Source organism: Stenotrophomonas indicatrix (assembly GCF_050573115.1).
GTDB lineage: Bacteria > Pseudomonadota > Gammaproteobacteria > Xanthomonadales > Xanthomonadaceae > Stenotrophomonas > Stenotrophomonas lactitubi_A.
In genome coordinates, this window is the sequence record NZ_JBNYZT010000003.1 from 377,331 (window position 1) to 400,573 (window position 23,243).

25 protein-coding genes are annotated in these 23,243 nt (G+C 66.6%); 10 read left to right on the forward strand and 15 right to left on the reverse strand.

Translation table 11 applies throughout. From position 1 onward, the window contains the following. Positions 1 to 124 precede the first annotated feature (124 nt). Positions 125 to 1,747 carry an EAL domain-containing protein gene (locus ACQ5SA_RS10515; protein WP_353099583.1) on the forward strand — a complete coding sequence of 541 codons (1,623 nt, stop codon included), beginning with the start codon at positions 125 to 127 and terminating at the stop codon, positions 1,745 to 1,747. A 295-nt stretch (positions 1,748 to 2,042) separates the two neighbouring features. Here ACQ5SA_RS10515 and ACQ5SA_RS10520 read toward each other — a convergent pair whose 3' ends face one another. Both ACQ5SA_RS10520 and ACQ5SA_RS10525 read right to left on the reverse strand, forming a co-directional pair. Next, entirely contained in the window at positions 2,043 to 3,227 is a 1,185-nt protein-coding gene (locus ACQ5SA_RS10520) for an MFS transporter (RefSeq protein WP_499314189.1), read from the reverse strand. Then, complete coding sequence (locus ACQ5SA_RS10525; protein ID WP_499314190.1) at positions 3,224 to 4,402, reverse strand: serine hydrolase domain-containing protein; 1,179 nt, start codon at positions 4,400 to 4,402, stop codon at positions 3,224 to 3,226. The genes ACQ5SA_RS10520 and ACQ5SA_RS10525 overlap by 4 nt, the downstream gene beginning before the upstream one ends. Before the next feature lie 226 nt (positions 4,403 to 4,628). Here ACQ5SA_RS10525 and ACQ5SA_RS10530 point away from each other — a divergent pair, with 226 nt between their 5' ends. Further along, complete coding sequence (locus tag ACQ5SA_RS10530) at positions 4,629 to 5,528, forward strand: LysR family transcriptional regulator (RefSeq protein ID WP_499314191.1); 900 nt, start codon at positions 4,629 to 4,631, stop codon at positions 5,526 to 5,528. Between the two features lie 166 nt (positions 5,529 to 5,694). Continuing rightward, on the forward strand, positions 5,695 to 7,302 hold the full coding sequence (locus tag ACQ5SA_RS10535) for an ATP-binding cassette domain-containing protein (RefSeq protein ID WP_499314192.1): 1,608 nt from the start codon (positions 5,695 to 5,697) through the stop codon (positions 7,300 to 7,302). A gap of 95 nt (positions 7,303 to 7,397) precedes the next feature. Here ACQ5SA_RS10535 and ACQ5SA_RS10540 read toward each other — a convergent pair whose 3' ends face one another. Continuing rightward, positions 7,398 to 8,723, reverse strand: coding sequence for a GTP-binding protein (locus tag ACQ5SA_RS10540; protein ID WP_499314193.1), 1,326 nt, complete (start codon positions 8,721 to 8,723; stop codon positions 7,398 to 7,400). 69 nt (positions 8,724 to 8,792) lie between these two features. On the opposite strand from ACQ5SA_RS10540, the gene ACQ5SA_RS10545 reads away from it, so the two are divergent. Continuing rightward, positions 8,793 to 9,170 carry a MerC domain-containing protein gene (locus ACQ5SA_RS10545; RefSeq protein WP_230113087.1) on the forward strand — a complete coding sequence of 126 codons (378 nt, stop codon included), beginning with the start codon at positions 8,793 to 8,795 and terminating at the stop codon, positions 9,168 to 9,170. Positions 9,171 to 9,260: 90 nt separating this feature from the next. Here the strand turns inward: ACQ5SA_RS10545 and ACQ5SA_RS10550 are convergent, their stop codons facing one another. Further along, positions 9,261 to 9,545 carry a metal/formaldehyde-sensitive transcriptional repressor gene (locus ACQ5SA_RS10550; protein ID WP_033830224.1) on the reverse strand — a complete coding sequence of 95 codons (285 nt, stop codon included), beginning with the start codon at positions 9,543 to 9,545 and terminating at the stop codon, positions 9,261 to 9,263. Positions 9,546 to 9,595: 50 nt separating this feature from the next. On the opposite strand from ACQ5SA_RS10550, the gene dmeF reads away from it, so the two are divergent. The 3 genes from dmeF (at position 9,596) to ACQ5SA_RS10565 (ending at position 12,067) form a co-directional block, all read left to right on the forward strand. Continuing rightward, positions 9,596 to 10,573, forward strand: coding sequence for a CDF family Co(II)/Ni(II) efflux transporter DmeF (dmeF, locus tag ACQ5SA_RS10555; RefSeq protein WP_088101290.1), 978 nt, complete (start codon positions 9,596 to 9,598; stop codon positions 10,571 to 10,573). Between the two features lie 92 nt (positions 10,574 to 10,665). After that, positions 10,666 to 11,082 (forward strand): hypothetical protein, encoded by a 417-nt coding sequence (locus ACQ5SA_RS10560; protein WP_499314194.1) that lies wholly within the window; start codon positions 10,666 to 10,668, stop codon positions 11,080 to 11,082. Between the two features lie 142 nt (positions 11,083 to 11,224). After that, entirely contained in the window at positions 11,225 to 12,067 is an 843-nt protein-coding gene (locus tag ACQ5SA_RS10565; protein ID WP_499314195.1) for a class I SAM-dependent methyltransferase, read from the forward strand. A gap of 3 nt (positions 12,068 to 12,070) precedes the next feature. Here ACQ5SA_RS10565 and ACQ5SA_RS10570 read toward each other — a convergent pair whose 3' ends face one another. From ACQ5SA_RS10570 to ACQ5SA_RS10580, 3 genes are all read right to left on the reverse strand, one after another. Continuing rightward, a complete protein-coding gene (locus ACQ5SA_RS10570; RefSeq protein WP_499314196.1) occupies positions 12,071 to 13,039 on the reverse strand; it encodes a polysaccharide deacetylase family protein in 969 nt (322 codons plus the stop codon). A gap of 90 nt (positions 13,040 to 13,129) precedes the next feature. Beyond that, the gene (locus ACQ5SA_RS10575) at positions 13,130 to 13,675 is read right to left on the reverse strand and encodes an RNA 2'-phosphotransferase (protein ID WP_499314197.1); all 546 of its coding nucleotides are present in this window, start codon (positions 13,673 to 13,675) and stop codon (positions 13,130 to 13,132) included. A 56-nt stretch (positions 13,676 to 13,731) separates the two neighbouring features. Further along, entirely contained in the window at positions 13,732 to 14,376 is a 645-nt protein-coding gene (locus tag ACQ5SA_RS10580) for a hypothetical protein (RefSeq protein WP_499314198.1), read from the reverse strand. A gap of 93 nt (positions 14,377 to 14,469) precedes the next feature. On the opposite strand from ACQ5SA_RS10580, the gene ACQ5SA_RS10585 reads away from it, so the two are divergent. Beyond that, the gene (locus ACQ5SA_RS10585; RefSeq protein ID WP_499314199.1) at positions 14,470 to 15,186 is read left to right on the forward strand and encodes a hypothetical protein; all 717 of its coding nucleotides are present in this window, start codon (positions 14,470 to 14,472) and stop codon (positions 15,184 to 15,186) included. Positions 15,187 to 15,190: 4 nt separating this feature from the next. Here the strand turns inward: ACQ5SA_RS10585 and ACQ5SA_RS10590 are convergent, their stop codons facing one another. From ACQ5SA_RS10590 to ACQ5SA_RS10600, 3 genes are all read right to left on the reverse strand, one after another. Beyond that, entirely contained in the window at positions 15,191 to 15,361 is a 171-nt protein-coding gene (locus ACQ5SA_RS10590) for a hypothetical protein (RefSeq protein ID WP_312107955.1), read from the reverse strand. Positions 15,362 to 15,385: 24 nt separating this feature from the next. Continuing rightward, positions 15,386 to 16,198: an alpha/beta fold hydrolase gene (locus ACQ5SA_RS10595; RefSeq protein ID WP_312107953.1), complete on the reverse strand. Its 813-nt coding sequence runs from the start codon at positions 16,196 to 16,198 to the stop codon at positions 15,386 to 15,388. A gap of 577 nt (positions 16,199 to 16,775) precedes the next feature. Next, entirely contained in the window at positions 16,776 to 17,162 is a 387-nt protein-coding gene (locus ACQ5SA_RS10600; RefSeq protein WP_363729544.1) for a hypothetical protein, read from the reverse strand. A 234-nt stretch (positions 17,163 to 17,396) separates the two neighbouring features. Between ACQ5SA_RS10600 and ACQ5SA_RS10605 the strand changes: the two genes are divergently transcribed. Further along, positions 17,397 to 17,879, forward strand: a complete 483-nt coding sequence (locus ACQ5SA_RS10605; RefSeq protein WP_394198165.1) for a DUF4440 domain-containing protein — start codon at positions 17,397 to 17,399, stop codon at positions 17,877 to 17,879. Between the two features lie 22 nt (positions 17,880 to 17,901). On the opposite strand, the gene ACQ5SA_RS10610 is transcribed toward ACQ5SA_RS10605, so the two are convergent. Continuing rightward, complete coding sequence (locus ACQ5SA_RS10610) at positions 17,902 to 18,447, reverse strand: hypothetical protein (protein ID WP_447944544.1); 546 nt, start codon at positions 18,445 to 18,447, stop codon at positions 17,902 to 17,904. 147 nt (positions 18,448 to 18,594) lie between these two features. On the opposite strand from ACQ5SA_RS10610, the gene ACQ5SA_RS10615 reads away from it, so the two are divergent. Continuing rightward, entirely contained in the window at positions 18,595 to 18,993 is a 399-nt protein-coding gene (locus tag ACQ5SA_RS10615) for an XVIPCD domain-containing protein (RefSeq protein ID WP_243380336.1), read from the forward strand. Between the two features lie 49 nt (positions 18,994 to 19,042). Here the strand turns inward: ACQ5SA_RS10615 and ACQ5SA_RS10620 are convergent, their stop codons facing one another. From ACQ5SA_RS10620 to ACQ5SA_RS10635, 4 genes are all read right to left on the reverse strand, one after another. Then, positions 19,043 to 20,143, reverse strand: coding sequence for a hypothetical protein (locus tag ACQ5SA_RS10620; protein ID WP_363729536.1), 1,101 nt, complete (start codon positions 20,141 to 20,143; stop codon positions 19,043 to 19,045). Between the two features lie 42 nt (positions 20,144 to 20,185). Then, on the reverse strand, positions 20,186 to 20,761 hold the full coding sequence (locus ACQ5SA_RS10625) for a hypothetical protein (RefSeq protein WP_363729534.1): 576 nt from the start codon (positions 20,759 to 20,761) through the stop codon (positions 20,186 to 20,188). Positions 20,762 to 20,905: 144 nt separating this feature from the next. After that, complete coding sequence (locus ACQ5SA_RS10630; RefSeq protein ID WP_312785726.1) at positions 20,906 to 22,054, reverse strand: YncE family protein; 1,149 nt, start codon at positions 22,052 to 22,054, stop codon at positions 20,906 to 20,908. A gap of 179 nt (positions 22,055 to 22,233) precedes the next feature. Next, on the reverse strand, positions 22,234 to 23,241 hold the full coding sequence (locus ACQ5SA_RS10635) for an XVIPCD domain-containing protein (protein ID WP_499314200.1): 1,008 nt from the start codon (positions 23,239 to 23,241) through the stop codon (positions 22,234 to 22,236). Positions 23,242 to 23,243 lie beyond the last annotated feature (2 nt).

A 23,243-nucleotide genomic window follows, 5' to 3' on the forward strand; every position in this document is an offset into this window, starting at 1 on the left:
ATGTGACCCATTACCGCATTTGTCCCATTCCACCCAGCCCGGCGCCGTGTTCATATACCGCCATCGCCCAAGGACCGGCCCCGCCCATGTGCCCAGCCCTGCACACCTCCCTGGAGCCCCGGTCATGAGCCGGCTGCGGGTCATCATCGGCGGCACCGTGCTGGCCGTACTGGCCGCCGCATTGCCGATCGCAGTCATGGTCTATGCCACCTGGGACCGAGCCGTAAGCGTCGAACAACAGCGACTGCATGCCATCGCCGAGCGCACCCTGCGCCGTACCGACGTGTCCTACCAGGAAGCGCTGGCGGCATTGAAGTCCGCTGAGGCCACCACGCTGCCGCCGTGCGGGGCCGAGCACATCCAGCGCATGCAGACCCTGGTGATGACCACGCCATCGTCCGACCAGATGGGCTACTTCGAGGGCGGCAAGCTGCGCTGCACGTCCTGGGGGGTGTTCCAGCGGGACGTGGACCAACCCACGCCGGACCACGTCACCAGCGATGGCGCCGGCATCACCGTCGACGTCCGCCCCGAGGCGGCCGGCCGGCGGCCGATGCTGTCCATCATGTACGGCTCCTACGATGTGCTGGTCGACCCTCGACGCTTCATCGATGTCGTCGTTGATCCGGACGTGCGGCTGGCCTTGGCAAGCCCGGATGGACGGCTGCTGACCCAGCAGGACGGCATGGACCCGACCCTGTTGCAGCAGCTGCTGCGTGAGCCCGGAGAGGGCCTGGACCGTGACACGCTGTACGCCAGCGCACGCAGCGGCGAATGGCTGGCAATCGCCACGGCGCCGCGCACCGCGCTGGCCGCCACGTTCCGCCAGCAGGCGTGGTTGTTCGTGCCGTTGGGACTGCTGATGGCCGCCGTCGGTGCCGGCCTGGTGATCTGGCTGTCGCGACGACGGCTGTCGATGCGCGGCGAACTGGGCATCGCCATCCGTCGCCGTGAACTCTACCTGCACTACCAGCCGATCATCGAACTGGATACCGGCATCTGCGTCGGCGCCGAGGCGCTGGTGCGCTGGCAGCGACCCGACGGTACGCAGGTGCGTCCGGACCTGTTCATTCCCTTGGCCGAAGAAGCCGGGATGATCGCCGCCATCACCGATCTGGTGATCGAAAACGTGGTTGCCGACATGCGCGAACTGCTGGCCGAGGATCGCAGTGCACACATCGCGATCAACCTGGCGGCCGAAGACATCAGCAGCGGCCGGGCGCTGAAGGTGATCTCCCAGCGCATGGCCGGCAGCGGCATCCTGCCGCAGCAGATCTGGCTGGAGGCCACCGAACATGGCTTCCTCGATATCGACCGTGCGCGCACCATGCTGGCCGCAGCGCGACGCGCGGGCCACAGCGTGGCCATCGACGATTTCGGCGTCGGCTATTCCAGCCTGCAGTACCTGCAGCAGCTGCCGTTGGATGCGCTGAAGATCGACAAGTCCTTTGTCGATGCGATCGGCACCGAAAGCGCGACCAGCCCGGTCACGCCGCACATCATCGGCATGGCCCGCGAGCTGGGCCTGTGGCTGGTGGCCGAAGGCGTGGAAACCGAAGCGCAGCTGGCCTACCTGCACAGCCAGCACGTGCAGTTCGGCCAAGGCTGGCTGTTCTCGCGGCCGCTGCCGCGCGATGAGTTCATCGCTTTCCATCGCAAGCGCCAGCAGCAGTACGGGGCGGCGCGGGAGCACATGCAGAATCCGCGCAGTGTGCCGTTCGAGCGCGAGCAGGCGGGGGAGGAGTAGTCGGCGAACGGCGCAGCCCCTCGTGGTGGGTCGCTAGGAGCGGTTTCTGGGGTCGGTCGGGCGCGGTGGATACGCGGGGGACGCCGTGAATCCATCCCTGGAGGCTTGGCCGCGGCATCCATGCCGCGGACACCCCCGCGTACCCACCGCGCCCGACCCGGGACAGATCTCTGCGACGTTCCACCACGTAGAAGAGAAAGAAAAAGCGAAAGCAACAGCGGGTCGCTGCGCTCGCACGTTCTGCTCTCTGTAGTGCCGGCCGCTGGCCGGCAACCCCGTCGCCCTTGATCGACGCCTACGCCCAGGCCTTCGGCCGGGCCCATAGCCAGGCTGCACACACCGCCAGCAGCAGCAACGGCAACCAGGCCAGGTGCTGGGCGCCGCTGGCCTGCAGCATCAGGCCGCCGCCCACACCGCCGGCGGCGATGGCCAGGTTCCAACCGGTTACCAGCATCGATTGCGCGAGGTCCGCGGCGGCGCCGGCGCGGCGGGCCAGTGCGGTCTGGAACAGGGTCGGCACGGCACCGAACGCGACGCCCCACAGGACCGTCACCAGCAGCAGCACGCCCGGCACGCCTGGCCACAGCAGCAGCGCAACCACTGCCATCACGAAGCCGATCACGCTGGCCCACACCAGCGCGCGCAGGTGGCGGTCCACGCCCCAGCCGGCGATGGCGATACCCACGATCGCGGCGATGCCGAATGCGAGCAGCAGCCGGTCCAGCCAGCCGCCCGCGCCGGCCTGCACCGCCAACGGCTCGATGTAGGTGTACAGCACGTTGTGCGCCAGCACGTACAGCACCATCACCAGCAGCGTGCTGCGGATGCCGGGCATGCGCCAGACCGAACCCAGCGACATGCGCCGGCCCGCGCCGGCCGCAGGCAACGCCGGAAGCGCCCAGCGTGCGTAGCCGAGCAGCAGCACCGCCAGCACGCTCATCAACGCGAACGCCCAGCGCCAGCCGATCTGCTGGCCCAGCAACGTGCCGGCCGGTACCCCCAGCGACAGCGCCAGCGGCGAGCCGATCATCGCCACCGCGATCGCCCTGCCCTGCAGTTCGGGCACCACCATGCGCGCGGCATAGCCGGCCACCAGCGACCACAGCAGGCCCGCACCCACACCCGCCAGGAAGCGCGCCACCAAGGTCAGCACGTAGTCGTGGCTGAGCGCGGTTACGGTGTTGACCACCATGAAGCCGGCAATCGCCGCCAACAGCAGCGGACGACGCGGCAGGCGCTGGGTCAGCGCGGTCATCGGCAGCGCAGCCAGCACCGAGCCCAGCGCGTACACGCTGACCAGTTGGCCTGCCGCCGCGTCGCTGACGCCGAGACTCTCGCCCATCGGCCTCAGCACGCCGGCAGGCAACGTTTCGGTCAGCAGGGTTATGAAACCACCACCGGCCAAGGCCAGCAGGCCACGCCACGGCAGACGTGTCGCCTCACCGGCCGGCGCCGCCGCATCGATCGCGTGGCCGCTCATCGCGCCGTCTCCAGATCGGCGTACACCGCATCGCGCAGTTCATCCACGAACGCGCCATGCATGCCTTCGTACAGCGTATTGGTCAGCGCGACCACGCTCAGTCCGCGAGCTGGATCGACGAACCAGCTATGGCCGTAGGCACCGCCCCAGCGCCATGTGCCCACGGTCTGTGGTGTGCCGCTGGCCGCTGCATCACGCAGCACGGCAAAGCCCAGGCCGAAGCCCCAACCGGGCGGATCGATCGGTCCCAGCTCGCCCAGCTGAGGCATTCCCATCTGTGCCATCAAGCTGTGCGGCAGCAGCTGTGAGGCACGCGAATCGCGCAGCGCCTCCAGCACGGCCATCACCTCGTCAGCGGTGCCCGCCAGACCGGCGCCGGCCGACGGATAGCGAAGCGGATCGGTCGCACGCGCCAGGCTGTACTCGATGCCCACCGAGCCCTCGAACGCAGGTACCACTTCGCCCTCGCGCAACCGATGCGGCAGCGGCACGTCACTGACGTACGGCGTCGCCAGGCGGCTGCCCTCGTCGGTAGCGAACCGTGTATCGCGCAGGCCCAGCGGCTGCGCCAGCAGCCGGTCGAACAGCACCTGCAATGTCTCGCCTGTCGCCGCTTCAGCCACCGCGCCGGCCACGTCCACGCCCAGCGAATACAGCCACTGGCTGCCCGGTGCAAACAGCAGCGGCGCCTGCGCGATGCGCTGCACGTTCTGCTGCAGCGTCACCGCGCTCGCGTCCATGCCATCGCTTACGCCCGCCTGCGCGTAAGGGCCCTCGGCATCGGCTTCCAGAAAGCGGTAGCCCAGCCCGCTGCTATGGCTGAGCAACTGGCGCAGGCTGATCGATGGCTGGCTGCCATCGGCCAGTGCCGGGCGGAACGCCGGCAGCCAACGCTGCACCGGCGTATCCAGGTCGAGCACGCCCTCGGCCACCAGGCGCAGGATCACCGTGGTCAACAGCGGCTTGCTCACCGAGGCCAGCCGGAACAGATGGTCGCGGCGCACCGGCATGTTCGATTCACGGTCGGCCAGGCCACTGGCGCTGGCATGGCGCAGCACGCCGTGCTCGCGCACCAGCACAACCGCACCGACCAGACGCTGTGGGTGCACGGCCTGCAGCAGCGCGCTCACCGCGGGCAGTACCGGCGCAGTATCAACAGGGAGGGCGAGTGTCATCGGAGTGATTCGTGGGGAGAGGCCGCCACGGTAGGCAGCTCCGGCGCCCGCAAAAAGCGGGGTCGGGCTCCGCGCATCATGGACCTCACGGTCCGTAATCGGCATGATGCCCGGAACCGTTGGGCCGCAAATGCCCGTCTGGCGCCCGTACCGCACTGTTGCAGCGGCTGCGTCACCGGCCGTACCGGCGGCCGCCTACCCTGCCCTCTTTTGCAGCGACCTTCCCATGTCCGTCCTCGACAACCTGGCCAACCTGCAGACTTTCGTCCACGCCGCGGACACCCGCAGCTTCGTCGAAACCGGCCGCGTACAAGGCATCTCCGCCTCCGCCGCCGGCAAGTGCGTGGCCCGGCTTGAACAGGCGCTCGGTGTACGCCTGTTCCACCGCAGCACGCGCAGCATCACCCTCACCGCCGAGGGCCATCTGTTCCTGGCACGCTGCCGGCGCATCCTCGACGAGCGCGACGCCGCACGCACCGAACTGGCCCAGCAGCACGCGACGCCCAGCGGCACCCTGCGCATCAGCCTGCCGCTGGTAGGCGACCTCACCCTGCCGTTGATGGCCGAGTTCATGGCCGCCTATCCCGACATCCGCTTGGAGCTGGATTTCTCGGATCGACTGGTCGACGTCATCGAAGAAGGCTTCGACGCCGTGCTGCGTGTCGGCGAGCCCAGCGACTCACGACTCACCGCGCGCCGCCTCGGTGTGTTCCCACGCCGCGTCGTCGCATCGCCGGCCTACCTGCAACGGCATGGCACGCCGCAGGTGCCGGCGGACCTGCTGCAGCACCGCCTGCTGCATTACCGCTTCCCCAGCAGCGGCAAACTCGAACCGTGGCCGATCCTCTGGCCGGAGGGTGAAGCGGCACAGGAACTCCCGGTGCACCTGGTCGCCAACACCATCGAGGCGCGGGTGGCACTGGCACTGCGCGACGGCGGCCTGGCGTTCGTGCCGGTGCATTCGGTACGCGATGCACTCGCTGACGGCCGGCTGGTCACCGTGCTTGATGAGCACGTGCATTCCTGCGGCACGTTCCACCTGCTGTGGCCCTCCGGCCGCCACGTGCTGCCGAAGCTGCGGGTGTTCATCGAGTTCGTCGGCGCGCGGCTGGATACGGTGCCGTAACGCGGCGCAGCGACCGCGACCATTCAGCGCACGGCGCTATACTTCCCCCTCATTCCTCCAAGAGGCTCGCGACCAATGCGCCAGTGATGCCGCCGTCTTCGCACTAGACGGCCCGACTCTTCCCGCCCCTGCGCGCAGGGGAGAACCAGGCATCCATGGAGGTCGCATGACTTCGCATTCCCTCACGCTCGATCGCGTGTCGTATCGGTTGGCCGATGGCCGTCCGCTGTTTTCCAATCTGTCCTTTTCCTTCGAACCGGTGGCCACCGGCCTGGTCGGCGCCAATGGTGTGGGCAAGAGCGTGCTCGCGCGCCTGCTCGCCGGTCAGCTGTCGCCGGACGAGGGCCAGGTGCACGGCAGTGGCCAGGTATTCCTGTTGCCTACGCCGGGCTATCCACCCCGTGGCACGGTCGGCGAACTGGCCGGCGTAGGCACCGAACTGGCGGCACTGGCGCGCATCGAAGCCGGCAGCGTCGATGACGCCGACTTCGCCTGCATCGGCGACCGCTGGAACCTGCGCGAACGCCTGCAGCAGCAGTGGCAGGCAATGCAGCTGCCGGTCGACCTTGATCCTGCGCAGTCCGCCGCACGGCTCAGTGGCGGCCAGGCGATGCAGGTCGCGCTGTCCGGCGCGTGGGCCAGCGGCGCGGACTGGCTGATCCTGGACGAGCCCAGCAATCACCTCGATGCCCATCACCGCCACCAGCTGTACGCACAGCTGCAGCAGTGGCAAGGTGGCCTGCTCGTCATCAGCCACGACCGTGGCCTGCTCTCGCAGATGGCGCAGATCGTCGAACTGGACGCGCACGGCCTGCATCGTTACGGCGGACCGTGGCAGCACTATGCCGACACACGCGCCGCCGAACGCGAGGCCGCCGCCGCCCAGCTGGAGCATGCCCGTGCCCAGCACCGGCAGCAGCAACGCAGCGCGCACGAACAGCACGAGCGCCAGCAACAGCGCCAGGCACGCGGCAACCGCGAGGCGCGCGAGGCCAACCAGGCACCGATCCTGCTCGGTCGGCAGAAGCAGCGCGCCGAAGCCAGCCACGGGCGCGCGCAGCAGATCCAGAGCGATCGCCTGCAGGCCAGCGCCGCGCAGGTACGCAACGCCGCAGCGGCAGTGCATGTGGTGCCGGAACTGGCGTTGTTCAGTGGCGAAGGCGAGCGTGGCCACGCCCGTTTGCTGCAGGCGCACGACCTGGTACTGCCGCACGGCTGTCCGGCGCCACTGCAGCTGGAGATCCGTCGTGGCCAGCGCATTGCCGTGGTCGGCGACAACGGCAGCGGCAAGTCGACGCTGTTGCGTGTGCTGGCAGGCGAGCTGGCCGCAGACAGTGGGCAGGTGCAACGGCACGCGCCTCTGGCCCTGCTCGACCAGCAGCTGCTGAATCTGCACAGCACGACGAGCATTCTCGACGCGGTGCAGGCCGCCCATCCCACGGCCGATCCGGCGGAGCTGCGCACACGGTTGGCATTGCTGGGCCTGGATGCGCAGCGCATCCAGCGCCCCGCCAGCAGCCTCAGCGATGGCGAGCGCGTGAAGGGTGCGCTGGCCAGCGTGCTGTATGCCGATCCTGCCCCGCAGCTGCTGTTGCTGGACGAGCCGGGCAACGCGCTGGACCTGGCCGCGCTGCAGGCGCTGGAAGAACTGCTGGCGGCATGGCCGGGGGCGTTGCTGATGGTCAGCCATGACACCCATCTGCTGCAGGCCTTACGGCCGACGCAGGTTCTGCAGGTCGGGGATGCAGGTTGGCGGTGGCGCGACGAACTGTAGAGCCGAGCCCGTGCTCGGCTCTACGCAGACGCATCCACGCATGGCGTGGATCTACTGAGCAGCAATGCCTCCACATCCCTCTTGGCGCAGAGGCATCAACGTTTCCACACCGGGAACGTCTGCGGCATCTGCTGCCACAGCAGGGGCCCGGCCTGCAGCTCGGTGTCGTTGAGCAGACACGCGTCCAATGCCGAGCGCACCGCGCGCTCGTCCATGTGTACGCCAATCACCACCAGTTCCTGCCGACGGTCACCCCACAGCGGGTGCCACAGGCGTGCCATCGCCGAGTGCGCTTCCGCGTCCGGGAATTCCTGTGCATCGGGCAACGGTGCGCTCCAGCAGTCGGCCTGCTGCCGGGCCCAGCCCAGATCGCTGTACGGCAGGGGCGTTGGCGGCAGCAGCGGCGTGGTGTCCTCCTGGCCGGCGCGCACACGCTCGCGCGCCGCATACCAGAAGCCCGCCGCCTGCGTGCGCGTGGCCGCGCCCACACTGTTCAACTCACCCACCCAATCCATGCGGTTGGCCAGCCAGAACCAGCCCTTGCTGCGGATCACTCCGGGCATGCCGTGCTGCAACGTGCGTGCGAAACGAGCCGGATGGAACGGCCGCCGCGAGCGGTAGACAAAGCTGGCAATGCCGTATTCCTCGGTTTCCGGCGTGTGCTCGCCACGCAGCTCCTTCACCCATCCCGGGGCCTGCTGCGCGCGCTCGAAGTCGAAGCGGCCGGTATCCAGCAGCTCGGCAAGCGGTACGTCACCAAAGCTCGACAGCAGCAGCTTCGCGTCGCGGTTCAACCCGCGCAGCACCGCCAGCGTGTCCTGCAGCAGCTCCTCTTCCACCTGGTCCACCTTGCTGACCACGATCACGTCGGCGAACTCCACCTGCTCGCACAGCAGGTCGACCACGCCGCGGTCATCGTCCGGCCCCGCCTGCTGGCCACGCTCGGCCAAGCGCAGCGTCGAACCGAAATCGGCCAGGAAGGCACTGCCGTCCACCACCGTCACCATCGTGTCCAGCCGCGCGATATCGCTCAGGCTGAAGCCGTGCTCATCGCGCACCGCAAAGGTGGCCGCCACTGGCATCGGCTCGCCGATCCCGGTCGATTCGATCAGCAGGTAGTCGTAGCGGCCGCTGTCGGCCAGGCGCCGCACCTCCTGCAGCAGATCATCGCGCAGCGTGCAGCAGATGCAGCCGTTGCTGAACTCCACCAGCGTCTCTTCGGTGCGACGCAGCTCCGCGCCGCCCTCGCGCACCAGCTGCGCATCGATGTTGACCTCGCTCATGTCGTTGACGATCACCGCCACCCGCAGGCCATCGCGGTTGCGCAGGATCTGGTTGAGCAGGGTGGTCTTGCCGGCACCGAGGAAGCCGGAGAGCACGGTGACCGGAAGGCGGCGGTCGGCGCGGGAAATAGCGTTCATCTGGGGCTGGGTTGGCTGCAGAAAGGAAATGTTACTGTATAACAATTGTCGCGCAAGGAACCTCCCCGCATGAAGTCGCCCTCCGCTGCCCTGCTTGATGCCGGTGCCGTCGCCCTGTCCAGCCTGTGCCTGCTGCATTGCCTGGCACTGCCCCTGCTGGCGGCCGCACTGCCGCTGTTTGGCGTCTGGGCCGAAGCGGAATGGGTGCACCTGGTCTTTGTGGCCATCGCGCTGCCGATGACCGGCTTCGCCCTATGGCGGGCCGAACGCCGCCATCCCCTGCCTGCGCTGGCGTGGTTGAGCGCCGGTATCGGCCTGGCCCTGTTGATGGCCGGCGCCCTGGCGCTGCCCTCGCACGCGTGGGAGACCCCGCTGACGGTCACCGGCAGCCTGCTGCTGGCCGCCACGCACGTCTGGAACGCGCGGCTTCGGCACCGGCACCGATAACGCCGCAGGGGTAGTGCCGGCCGCTGGCCGGCAACTGCAGGCTACGTCCACGGTTCATGAGGTTGCCGGCCAGCGGCCGGCATCAGCTGTCTATTTGCCGTAACGCCGCAGCAGCTCCACCAGTACCTCGGCTTCGGCGGCCCGTTGGGCGGGGTCTTCCGCGCCCACCACGTGTTCCTGCAGGTGCTCGTGCAGCAGTTCCATCAACAGGCTGTGGGCAGCGCCACGCACGGCGGCCACCTGCACCAGCACGTCGGCGCAGTCGCCTGCCTCGCCCTCAGGCGTGTTCAACGCCTGCTCCAACGCCGCCACCTGGCCGCCGATGCGACGGACCCGGGTCAGCAGCTGCTTTCGATTTCTGTGTACATGGGCCATGGCGGGATCATATACCCTATGGGGGTATCCACCCAAGCCTGATCGCCGCCATGCACCTGGACGCCCTTGCCGCCGCCCGCCGCCACGAGCACCGCTTCGACGACGGCAATCCGCTGGCCGAACGCAACACCCGCCGCGCGATGTGGCTCACCGTCAGCATGATGCTGGTGGAGATCGTCGGTGGCTGGTGGTTCAACTCCATGGCCGTGCTGGCCGACGGCTGGCACATGAGCTCGCACGCGCTGGCACTGGGCCTGTCGGTGTTCGCCTACCGCTGCGCACGGCGCTACGCGCACGATCCGCGCTTCGCCTTCGGCACCTGGAAGATCGAGATCCTGGCCGGCTATACCAGCGCCATCGCCCTGCTCGGCGTCGCCGCGCTGATGGCCGTGCAATCGCTGGAACGCCTGTGGGTGCCCGCGCCCATCCACTACAACGAAGCCATCGCCATTGCCGCGGTCGGCCTGGGTGTGAACCTGCTGTGCGCGTGGTGGCTGCACGACAGTCCGGGCCACGCCCATCACCACCATGGACACGGGCACGAACATGGCGATCATCATGGTCATCACCACGATCACGACCACGACCATTCCCACGGCCACGACCTCAACCTGCGTTCGGCCTACGTGCACGTGCTGGCCGACGCCGCCACCTCGGTGCTGGCCATCGTCGCCCTGCTGGGCGGCAAGCTGCTCGGCCTGACCTGGCTGGATCCAGTGATGGGCCTGGTCGGCGCGGTACTGGTCACCGTGTGGGCAATCGGCCTGCTGCGCGACAGCGGCCGCATCCTGCTCGACGCGCAGATGGACGCACCGGTAGTGACTGAAGTCCGCGAGGTGATCGAGCAGGGTCCATGGCCGGCACGCCTGGCCGACCTGCACGTGTGGCAGGTGGGGCGCGGCAAGTACGCCGTCGCCGCCAGCGTGGTCACCAGTGATGCCACGCTGGATCCGGACACCGTGCGCCAGGCGCTGGCGATCCACGAGGAACTGGTGCATGTCACCGTGGAGATCCACCGCAGCGCGTGACGCCAGCAGGGCGGCGGTTCTTGCCGAAAATCTGTACCGGCCAGCGCCGCGTGCTGCCTACACTGGCCGCACCTGCCCCGTCGGGACATCCCATGCGCACGCTCCGCCTGCTGCTGCCCGGTGCCCTCCTGCTGCTGGTGGCCTGTTCCGGCGACACCCAGCTACCGTTCTCCTCCGACCCCATGCTCGGCTGCTTCGCCACCAGCCCGCGCAAGTCCGCCGAGTTCCGCATCGAAAAGGAAGGAAGCCAGTACTTCGTGTCCTTCGAACGCGATGGCCAATGGCAACGCGAACCCAGCGCGTTGTACAAGGCCAGCCGCAGCGACATCCAGCAGTACTTCCGCGACGACGCCGACCAGATCGACAGCGCGCTGATCCGCATGGCCGGCGGCTTCGGCATTTTCCACGTCAAGGACGGCGCCACATTGAAGGCCCGCGCACGTGACAGCGACTACATGGCGCTACTGCTGATCGGGGCGGGGCCGGTGTATGCGGTGAAGTGCGGATAGCGTGCAGTTCCTGCCATGGCGCGCGCCTGGATGGGCGCGCTCCGGGCCGTCGCAGGTGATGTGGCAGCGGTTCCCGCCGCCGCCTTCCGCTCTGCAACAGCTGCGGTACCATGCCTTCCCCCGAACCACCCCTGTACCCACTGTGCCCCACTACTCCGGCCCCCTGCTGACCCGCGACAGCGCTGACACCCTGCGCCGTGCCCACGACAAGGCGGCCACCGAATGGCAGGGCTCGCTCGACCTGGGGCGCAGCGACGAGGCGGTACAGCTGGATGCCGAGGGTTTCACCTTCCGTGGCCAGCACTACCCGTGGCCGGGCAAGCTGAAGGATCGCACCCTGTACTACTGGGACGGTGAGGAGTTCTCCTCCATCTCCCGTTTCAGCGGCTCGCTGATCAAGCTGGTGCCGACCGAATGGGGCGCGCCGACCTTCGAGATCGACGGCATCAAGATGCTGCCGACCTCCAAGCTGTCGCCGTTCGAGGACGCGCGCCGCAAGGTCGAGCTGGTCGCCCCGGCCGGCAAGATCATCCTCGATACCTGCGGTGGCCTGGGCTACTTCGCCGCCTGCGCGCTGGAGGCTGGCGTTGGCCAGATCCGCTCGTTCGAAAAGAACGCCGACGTGATGTGGCTGCGCACGCTCAACCCGTGGTCGCCCGATCCGGATTCAGCCGCCGCTGGCGGTCGCCTGCACTTCAGCCACGGCGACGTCTCGCAGCAGATCGAACAAGTGGCCAGCAACAGCGTCGATGCGATCCTGCACGACCCGCCGCGCTTCGGCATCGCCGGCGAACTGTACTCGCAGGTGTTCTACGACCACCTCGCCCGCGTCATCCGCAAGGGCGGTCGCTTGTTCCACTACACCGGCGCACCGAACAAGCTGACCAGCGGCCGCGACGTGCCGCGCGAAGTGGCCAAGCGCCTGGAAAAGGCAGGCTTCAAGGCCGAGCTGGCGCTTGACGGCGTGCTGGCCGTCAAGCGCTGAACCTCACTCGCCCTCCACCTTGGCCAGCTTCATCACCCACTTCGGCACTTCCGGCTCGCCGGCATAGAATTCCTTGGGCTTGTTCTCGGCCATCGCCCAGCGGTGCAGCCAGCTCGGTCCATAGCGACCACTGTAGCCCTCGGCGCCGCGTGCATAGGCGGGGTCGCGCACCGCCTCCTGCAGTGACACGAAGCGATAACCGCGACGCTTGGTGGCCGCCACCAGCTCGGCGAAGGTCGCTGCATTGAGTTCGTTGGCATGCATCAGCCACACCTGCGGCAGCGCATACCCCAGCAGCGCCTGCGACTGCTTCTCGTAGTAATCCACCTTGTTCAGCATGTACGGCACATAGCCCTTGCGCAGGCTCGCCAGCGTCGCCTCGCGCTGCGGTGAATCGGGCTGCTCGTTCATCACGTTGGCGTAGGCGAAGGCCCACACCCACTCACCGTTGTCGACCGTCACCGGCGCAACGCGGTAGCCATGCTGCTTGAAGAACACGTCCATCGCCGCGCGATCTTCCGGCGTACGCCCCGCACGCAGATACGGATGACGCATCCACTGTGGCGTCTGCCCGCGTTCGGCCAGCAACGGTCGCAGCACCTGCTCGCCACGCAGGAAATCCTGCTGGAACGCGGCCACGCCCTTGGCGTTGAGGTCCATGTGCGACCAGGTGTGGTTGCCCAGCTCGTAGCCGGCATCCAACCAATCGCGCAGCATCTGCACGCGCGCCGGCTGCACATGGCCATCCACCTCCAGCTTGTTCTCGTTGACGAAACCGATCACCGGCACGTCAGCTTGGCGCAGCTGCGACATCAGCGCAGCATGGCGCGCCTGCAGGTCCGCCGGCACGATCTCATCCAGGCGTGCCCAGGGCAGATCGTCGATGGTCACCGCGATGCGCCGATCAACCTCGGCGGCATGGACGGTGAGTGACAACAGCAGCAACGGCAACGCACGCAGGAACAGACGCATCGGTACATCCATGGGATGAGGATGCAGTGACTGTAACGCGATTGAGCCCTGCAGCCGAGCGTGAGCCCGGCCGTGCAGCGCCAGGCCGAGTCAGTCGGCGATGTACTTCGGCGGCACGTGGTCGGTCAACCACACGCCATTGGCCGAGCGGTGGAAGACATGCCCTTCGGCATGCATGCGCCCGGCATGCACGCTGAGGATGACCGGCGCACCGCGGCGGGCACCCACCTGGTGGGCCGTCTCGCGGTCCAGCGACAGATGCACGTGCTGGCGCTCGCCCGGACGCAGACCCTGCTCGCGGATTGCCCCGACGAAGCGCGACACCGTGCCGTGGTACAGCCACTGCGGCGGCTCGACCGGCACCAGTCCGAGATCGACCGTGATCGAATGTCCCTGGTTCGCGCGGATACGCTGGCCGTCATCGCTCAATGCAAAGCGCTGCTTGCTGCAGGTCGCCACGATGTCCTGCAGTCCGCCACGATCAAGCACCTGCCCGTGTGCATGCAGCTTCTGCAGCAGTTCGTCGACGTTGGCCCAGCCTTGGCCGTCCAGGTTCAACCCGATTTTCCCGGGTTCATGGCGCAGCACCAGGCTGAGGAACTTGCTGGTCTGCTTGGTTGAAGTTTCCGTATTCATCCGCATAGCGTGCCGCAGAAGCGCCGGTTGATGCCAGTCAGTGGCCCGCGCGCGAGTCAGAGCCGGGTCAGCTGCGAGGTGGTGCGCCACAGCCACAGGCCAACCACCATCGCAGCCATCAGCAGTCCGCACAGGATGATGGCCAGCGCATCAGGTGCGTGCGGCGGCGTCAGGTCGGCCTTGGCGAAGATCTGCAACAGCCATCGCCGCATCGAGGACGGGAGCGCATGTCCGTCTGGTGTCAGGTCTGTCATGCATGCTGCAGGCAGCGCAGTGATGATGCCCTTCCAGGCCTGGTCATACAGTCGCAGCATCGCGCTGGCCAGCAACAGCGCCGCCGCGTGCAGGGCCAGCAATCCCCACGCGCTGCGGCGTAACCGTGCATCCACATGACGTAGCCAGTGCACGCACACCGACAGCGATCCCAGCAGGGCAAGCAGCAGCGTTGCCATTGGCAACCAACACAGCGGCTGCCAGTCATCCAACGCACCGGCACGCGCCAGCAGGTGCTCGGCGACCTGCATCCGGGCGGTAGGATCAGGTCCACCGCAGGCCAGCGTCAGGGGCTCCAGCAGCAGGTCCATGCGGTGGTGAAAGTAGCCTGCGGCCAAGCCCACCGACAACAGCGCCAGCACCTGCAGCAGGAACAGCATCAGGCCGGCGCCGAAGAAGCGCCCGAGGCGGGCAGTGAAGGCGGTCATCGATGTATCCCCCAGCAAGTGACGCGCATGCTAGCCAAGCCAACGGCCGCTGTCGGCTGGCAGATACGACACGACCCTGGAGGATGCGCGATCATGTCCACTCCTTCAGGAGAGTTGGCGATGGTAGGGCTGTATCTACTCGTGCGTAGCCTGCTGCCGGTTCTGCTTGGCGGGCTGGTTGCGATGCTCGGCGCACGCGTGATCAATGCGCGGCTGGCCCGCCTTCCGCCGCGCGTGATTGCACTGCCGGATGAGAGCCTGCTGCCCAGCCCCGCAGCACAGCGACGTTATCGCCGCATGCGTCGGCGCAGACCGCGCCTGCAGCGCTTCACCCAGCCGCCCAAGGTGCCGCGCAGCTGGGTCCTGCTCGCAGCAATGGCGTTCATCGGCACGGTGGGCCTGACCGTCTACCTGATGCCCGATGGCCCCCGCTTCCAGGTGCTGGTCGAGAGCACCTTGGGATATCCCTCCACCGTCATCGAGGTCCGCGCGCCCATGCAGCAGCAGCTGCAGTTGCTGGATGCCTGCGCCCCCGTGCTGCATCGCACTGTCCGCCCCATCACCATGCGCTACCGCAGAGCCCGCACCGGCAATCCGGTCGAGGTGCACGGGGTACTGCCGGTGCAGGTGCGGCACCGCGGCACGCTGCTGCAGGTGGCCACGGCGCAACCGGTGGATGTGGCCCTGCTACGTGATGCTCTGTACCAGTGCAGCGCATCGTCCAACGTTACGCTGACGATACAGCCGCGCACCGTCGCGCCATGGCGGGAATGGGGTTGGCAGCCGTGGCCGGGGCGCAGCGGCCAGTAAGGCTTCAACCGCGCGGCAGTTTCACCGCCCACATGTTGTCCACCAGGTTCGGGTAACGGCGCCCGTTCTCCTCTGCCCGCTGCCGCGCCGCCGCCTTCTGCGCTTCCGTCAGCGGCTGCGTCTTCTGGCCCTTCGGGTTGAGCTTCTTCCAGGGCGGCGTGCGGGCAGTGGGCATGTGCGGATGATGCCGTAGTGGGTGTTACTTCTTCAGGAATTCCAGCAACGCCAGATTGAAATCATCGGCGTGGCTGGTATTGCAGCCATGCGGTGCATTCTTCAGCACCACCACCTCGCTGCCTGCGATGGCCGCATGCGTGCGCTTGCCCGAACCTTCGAACGGCACCGTCGCATCGCTGTCACCGTGCAGCACCAGCGTCGGTACGGTCACTTTCTTCAGGTCCGCGCGGAAATCGGTGGTGGCGAACGCCTTCATGCACCCCAGCGCAGCGGTCTGGTCAGATTGATGGGCAAGCGCGATGGCGGCCTGGCGCTCGTCCTCGGTGACCATCAGCTTGCCGTCGGCACTGAAGAAATCGCGGGTAAAGCCGTCGAAGAACGACTCCCGGTCCTTCTCCAGCCCCTGGCGCATCTCATCCGCCTTTTCCTGGGTCAGCGGCCCTTCGGGATTGTCCGCGCCCTTCAACAGGTACGGCGGCACGGCCGCAGCGAACACCACGCTGTGCAGGCGGTCTTCACCATGGTTGGCGATGTAGCGCGCCACTTCGCCACCGCCCATCGAGAAGCCGACCAGGGTGACATCGCGCAGATCGCGTTCGTCGATCAGGCCGGCCAGGTCAGCGGCCAGGGTGTCGTACTCGTAGCCATCGGCGGGCTTGTCCGAGCGGCCAAAGCCGCGACGGTCGTAACTGATCACGCGGTAACCGGCATCGCGCAGTAGCGGCACCTGCGCCTTCCAGGATTCGGCAGACAGCGGCCAGCCATGGATCAGGACGACCGGGCGGCCGGTGCCGCCGGTGTCTTCAATGTGCAGTCGGATGCGGGAAGCAGTCATGGTGGCTCCTGTGGAAGCGTGGAACCAGAGCCTAGTCGTCGGCACCTATGCTGGCCGTGATGAAAATCCGATCCACGACAACGCCACGTGCACCCACGCTATCGTACAGGCCACCGGATCCTAACGTTGGTGATAGCACATGACGGCGGTTCGTCCTCCACGCTCAAGATAGGACGCACCGGGGTACCTGATACCTGTGAGCGCTCCGGGCATCGCATTGCGCGTCACCATCAATCCCTTCAACGAACGGCGGCCTATGAAGATTGCTGAAATTCCATTGGCGTCTTCCTGTACCACACGGATTTCGCTTCCCGCCAAGTCGGGCGGCAACGGCGCATGGCCACGTATGCGCGTATCGCCAGGCCCCACCAACAAGCCACCATTGACCCTGAACGTTGCGGAGGACCGACCCAGCACGTGGGCATCGGCCCAAGCGACGATCGCCCGCGCATCACCCTCGTCGTTGACGTAGGTGTAGTAGCTACCGCAGCTGATGTAGTTGCATCCCGCCGATGTGCAAAACACGACTGCAAGCAGCGCAGCATGCAGAACACGCTTTGCGGTCAGCCGGCCTCTATCAGTCACCACCGTAATTCTCATAGTAGTAGTACCCCACTTCGGAGAGGAAGATGCGCTGTGGAATGTTGGAGCTCGTGCCGGCGCCGGAGGCGTTCCAGCCCACAATGGCAGCCCTCATTTCGCCCTGGCTGTCGCCCGACGCCCTGAAGGTCATTCCCTGCTTTATATAATTGAAGTCGCCGCCCCTGTAGGGCCCGATGGGCGCGCCACCTTCGCGCACGATGCGAAAGAACTTTCCACCGTTGTCTCCATAGAAGATCGAATCGGCCTTGCTGTGTACCACGGCCCTCTCCCAGACAGGGAGCTTGTCGAACCCACCGCGCACCTCACTGGCCATGCGGGTATGCGCCGCCTCGTACTTCATAACGTCATTGAAGTCCGACATCGTGAGGTCAACAACACCATCAGCGCCTGGCGCCTTATCCAACCTGCTTCGATGAGGCGCCGCTTCGTCCTCCCCGAGACGTCGAGCGCATTGCTGCGGCGCACAAAGGGACGCCGCCATTTGTTGCCCGTTGAGACGGCGTTTTGTCGAGCCATAACAGGGTTTCGTCGGTATGCAGCCCAGCGATGTCGTTCGCCATGCCAGCCTGCGCGAATCATCCCCAGGACTTTCGCCATGTTGCTGCTCGCCCTGCCCCTGCTCGCCGCCGCACTCGCCGGCACCGCCCCCGCCAGCGACACCCTGCGCGAGCAGATCCGCGCAGCCGACACGCAGCTGTTCGCCGTGGCCTTCGATGCCTGCGATGCCGACAGGGCCGCCGCGATGACCACCGAAGACATGGAGTTCTTCCATGACAAGGATGGCAAGTCTGCCAACAGCCGCGAGGACTTCCGCCGCAGCGTGGCCACCCTGTGCGGCAACGCGCACAAGGGAGGCTGGCACCTGCGGCGCGAGCTGGTGGAGAGCTCACTGCAGGTCTTTCCGCTGCAGGACGATCGCGCCCTGGAAATGGGCGATCACCGCTTCCATGAGCGCGGCACCGATGGCGTTGAACGCTGGACCGGCCAGGCCCGTTTCATCCAGGTCTGGCGCCGCGTGAACGGTCAATGGCAAGCCGAGCGGGTGATCAGTTACGACCACCGCCCGGCGGACAAATAAATATCACCACCGCAGCGCCCGCTCAGTCGCGCAGGTTGCTGGCGCGCGTCAGCATCCAGCACCCGTAGCGGCGCGCGAAGGTGTAGGTATCGCGCTCGTCGTCGCTGCCGAAGGTCACGCGCTGTCCGTTGTCGTCGATCGCTTCGATGCGTGTGGGCGCGTTGTAGGTGCCTGCGCGCATGCGCTCCAGCGCGACCGGGTCACGGCTGACCGGCGAAGGCACGAACAGATCGAACGCAGCGAGGTAGCGGTAGCTGAAACGCTTCAATCGCGCGCCGCCCTGTTCCAGCGCGATGTGCGTGTGCGCCAGCCCCTCGTGGTCGTCGCGCACGGTGTGCATCGGCACCTCGTACTCCAGCGGGTCGGAGGTATAGCGCAGGCGCACCCGGTCATCGGCCGGGTCGGCAAAGCGTTGCAGGAAACGCGTGAAGTCCTGCGATGGGCAGGCGGGATCGTCCGCTGCTACCGGCGTGTCAGCCGCCGCAGCACCTGCGCAGGCCCACAGCCCCACGCCCAGCAGCAACCGCGCGGCCGCCTGTCCCCGTATCCGGATTGTCTCCCCGTGCACCACGCTTTCCCCCGCTGCCATTGCACCGGACGCCATCCCCTGCGTCGCCGGGCCACAGGCTAGCAACAAAGCGGTTACCGGCGCAGCCCGCGACCGTTTTACACTGGCCACATCCGGCCACACGGTAGCGGCCACATGGAGCCCCCAATGACCCCTGACGATTCCCTTCACCAGCAGATCCGCCAGAACGTGGCCGCACTCGACGAAAAGCACGGCCGCGCGTTCGACGCCACCAGCGAGAACGTGGCCGCCAGCCTGGCCGTCAAAGCCCGCGAACAGGGCCTGGAACGCGCCGACCACGTGGTGGTGAGCAACGCCACGGCCAACCACCCGGCCGGGCACAACATCTTCGTGGTGCAGGGCGACCCGGCCAACCCGGCGCACCTGCGGGCGATGCTGCCGACCGCCGTGGCCGCGCAGACGCCGGCCGAGGAGTCACTGCAGAAGCTGGGACTGGGTGGGCAGCAGCCGGTGCAGGCCGAGCAGCAGACGCTGGATGCACAGGCGCAGGATCAGCAGCAGAACCCTGCGCATCGGATGGGGTGAACACCGGCAGGCGTCGATGCGATCGACGCCTTTATGGCATGGGCCGCTATCAGCCCATTCGCGGCTGGGACTGCTGCGTCTGTTGCTGCAGCTGATCCTCATGCGCAATGCGGCAGGACTCACGCCCCTGATGCTGCACGCTGGCTTGTTGGTACACCTCTTCAACCGTGCCCTGCTGGGCATCGACCAGCGACAAGCGCTGGCGGTTCGCTGCAGGGTCCGGTGAAGCGGTGTCGCCAGTGCGCTGCAGAAAAACATAGCCCGGCGAATCCACAGCGCCGCCGCTGCTGAAGGCCACCTGCAAGGTATCGCGTTCGGTGTAGCCCCCCTGCACCGCCAATCGTGTCAGGTGGCCCGCCAACAGCTCGGGCTGTTGCCCCGCCGGCAGCCCTTGGCGCTCGGCGGCGTCACCCAGCGCTGCCCGCACCCGCTGGTCGAGAGGATGCAACGCGTCGCCCGGCACGCGTGCGTCGTTGGCCACCCGCTCGCCGCTGCGCTCGCCGATGTCGTCGTTGTCGCTCAGCAGGCGATGCTTCCACGTACGATCGGGCATCGGGTTGGTTTTCGTACGATTGAGATCACTGTTGGGGAACGGCGGATCGATGCTGTCGACGCCGTGGATGTTACGCAGCGGACGATAACCGTCCTTGCCACCGCCATTGATGTCCAGAGGAATGCGGACATCCGGGAAAAGCTGCCCGGCGGGACCTCCCAGCGCATTCACGTCGATGCTTCTTTTCCGCTCGATGCCCGCGTGGTTCAAGGCTTCCCAGGTGAAGTCCACGCAGTTGTTGCGGACATCCTGGTAGTGCTTGCTGAAGCCAAACCCCTCGGGATCTTTGCCGAAGGCGTCGAGCTTCTTGTATTGCTCCTCGCTGATTTCGAGCGTCCGGGTGTATCGCGGATCCTTATAGATCAGATCATCTTTCTTCACGATGTCGCCCGGCCCATTGATGTCGCCATGCACCACAGGTGCAAAGCCGTAGCTCTGGGGAGGCACACCCGTAGCGTGCAGGACGTAGAACATGTGCCCCGGCGCGGAGGTCTGCAGAACACCATCCACAACCTCCTGCTTACCGGTCGAAAGATCAAGCAGAGGGGTCCCGGGTGCCGCAATGACGATATCTACGGTGTAGCGTGGCTTGTCCATAAGATTGTTCCTTCAGTTCCTTCCAAGGGATGTAAATAGAGCCTACTTACCAACGGGTCGTGCAGCGTGGACGCGAAGACGGGCCGAATACTCGCCCAGTTCCGGGGTCACTTTGACGGTGCGAACCTGCACTCGATAGCGGTTGTCGTTCTGCAGGGGCAAGGCAACGACACTCAGCATGTACTGCCCGCCGCTACCTGACCGCAACATTGCATAGCGCCAAGTGTCCGACGTATGCCACGCAGGAAGCGGCTGACCTGCGTTGAGTGCTAGTGCCTGGTAATTGTCGTAGGTAGGCACATCCTTCCAAGCCCCGCCTGTCCAGCGCTGCAGGACCACTTCGAACGGAATGTTCAAGCGCTCCAAGTCCGGCGCATCCGCGCTGTACGGTCTTTGGCGTTGCATCTCGAGTTCCAACGCATGAATGCGGCTGGGAGTGAAATTGCGTCCGTTCATCTCGAACTCGAAAATCACCTCTTGGCCCGGCTGATCCACAGCGATCGGCTGCGTGAGGTCCAGCGGCTCGGGTGGAACAGGATCACGGCTGGAACAGGCGCCCAGCACGGAGCTCAAGATGATCAACAGGCCGGCGCGCAGCCAGCGGTGGATACACAGCATGATTCAGACCCTTTGGCTCCCTGCCATGGGCTTCAACCCTAGCGGGTTGGCGGTCGGCACTGCAACCGGGCAAAGAAAAAGGCAGGGCAAAAGCCCTGCCTTTTTCACGCGTCAGGACGCCGGGCGTGGCCCAGCGTCATCGCATCACAGCTGGATCCGCGCCACGCTCTCTTCCGCGCCCTTGGCATCCTTCTCGCCGTTCTTGATGCTCACGTACAGCACGTTGTTCCTGGCATCCAGCGCCAGGCTGTTCGGGTGCGTCGGCACGGCGTAGGTGGCCACCTTCTGGTAGCTGTCGCTGTTGTACGCGGTCACCGTACCGGCTTCGCGGTTGGTCACGTACAGGCGCTTGCGCGGTGCATCCAGCAGGATGCCCAGCGGGCCGGCGTCGGTCGGGATGCTGGCCAGTTCCTTGCCATTGCTGCGGTCGAGCACCAGCACGCGCTGGCCCGGGTGCTTGCTGACCAGCCCGCTGCTCTTGGCCTGGTAACCCCGCAGCATTTCCGAGCCCTGGTCGGTCACGAACAGGCGCTTGCCGGCCGGGTCCAGCGCGATGTTCATCGGCTGCTCGGCGGCAATCTTGTGCTGGGCTTCGACCTTGTTGGAGTCGGTGCCGACCACCACCAGATCGGCCAGCAGATTGCTGGTGTACACGCGCTTGTTGGCGGCATCCAACGCCAGGCCCGGCGCCTTGGCGTTGCCCAGGCCCGGAATGGTGTTGATCACCTTCAGGGTGTTGGTATCGATCACGAACAGCACGCTGCTCACATCGGGCTGGCTGCTGTGGCCGGTCACGTACAGGCGGTTGGCGGCGCTGTCGACCACCAGCTCGCGCAGGTCGTGGGTGTAGGCGGCCTTGCCGTCCTTGCCGGTCTTCTTCTCCATCAGCTGCACGGTGCCGATGGCCTTGTTCTGTGCGGTGTCGACCACGGTTACCGACAGGTCCACGGTGTTGCCCACGTACAGGCGGTCGTGGGCGTCATCCAGCACCACGCCGAACGCCTTGCGCTCCAGCGGGATGCGGGTTTCCACGGCGAGCGTAGTCGGGTTCAGGCGCAGCACCTGGGCCGGGCCGGCGTTGTCACCGAAGCCACCGGACGAGGCAACGAACACGGCGTTCTGCTTGGGGCTGTAAGCCAGCTCGTACAGGCCCTGGGCGATGGCCTGGCGCTGCACGGCGGTGGCGGGGCTGGTGGCGGCGGCGGCTTCGGCGGCGAAGGCGGTCGGAGCACCGAGGCTCAGCGACACGGCGACGGCCAGCGCGGCCGAACGGAAAAGGGAATTGCGGATCATGCGAGCGTCCTTCAATGGGCACGGAGGGTGTCCTGGCTCGCGGGGCCGTTCTTCGACGGCCCGGCCCTGCATCTGTCTGCGCGGGGTGGGCTGGCTGGGTAGCGCGGGAATGGTAGCAGGTAGGGGCCGTGGCGTCCGCCTGCGGATGCATGGCGGACGCGCTGTTCGGCGCTGGACGCCTAGACCATGCGCGGGGCGTGCGCCTGGGCCAGCTGCTGCTCTTCCTGTTGACGCTGGGCATCACGCTGCGGCTGTGCCTGCGCCAGTTGCTCGATGCGCTCGAACGAGGCTGCCACCGGCGTCTGCGCGGCGACGTCTGCCGGCAGACTGGCGCGCTGATGCGCCGGGTCGCTGCGATCGCCCTGCACGATGAAGAGGTTGGGGGCGGCATCGCCACGGCGCTCGCCGAGCAGCACATCATCTACGCGCGTGAACTGCTGCTCCTTGGAGAGTGCCAGGAGGCTGGCGCTGACGTTGCCGCTCTGGGCGCCGAAGGCTCCGAGGTCGGCCACCTGCTGGTGAAGCTGATTGAGGCGAGTGTGATCGGCGTGCGATGGATCGGCGGGGGTTCCGCTCAAGGGATGGGCATCCTGCGTCCGCTCGCCATTCTGCGAAATCCACCACTGACCGAAGGTCTGCGTCGGCATGTCATTCCACTTCACCTTGTCCAGCTCGCTGTCCTTGACCTGCTGTGGGATAGCGTTGATCGCGGGTATGTTGTCCAACACCTTGATCGAGCCTTCGTAGTTCCTGATCTCACCGGCCAGCCCTACCGGGCGCAGACCAGCGTGGTTCAACGCACCCCAGGCGAAGTCGGTGCAGGCATTGGTGACCAGGTTGTAGTTGTTCTTGTCGAAGCCGTGCTTTTCCGGGGCTTCAGCGAACTCCATGATCTTGTCGTACTGTTCCCTGCTGATTTCGACCGTGCGCTCGTAGCGCGGATTTCTGTAGACCAGATTGTCGTAGGTATCAACTTCACCTGCGTCCGGGTTGGTTGGCGTGGGCGCGCGCGTATATCCGTAACTTTTTGGATCGCGTCCGCTGCCATCATCGATCGTGAGGAACATGTGCCCCACGGACGAGTTCTCGAGCCGTACTGGCACGGAATCCCTCTCGCCCCAGCGAGGCGTTCCCGGAGCAGCCACATGGATCGTGACGGTGAAACGCTCTGCAGTGTCCTTCTGCATCT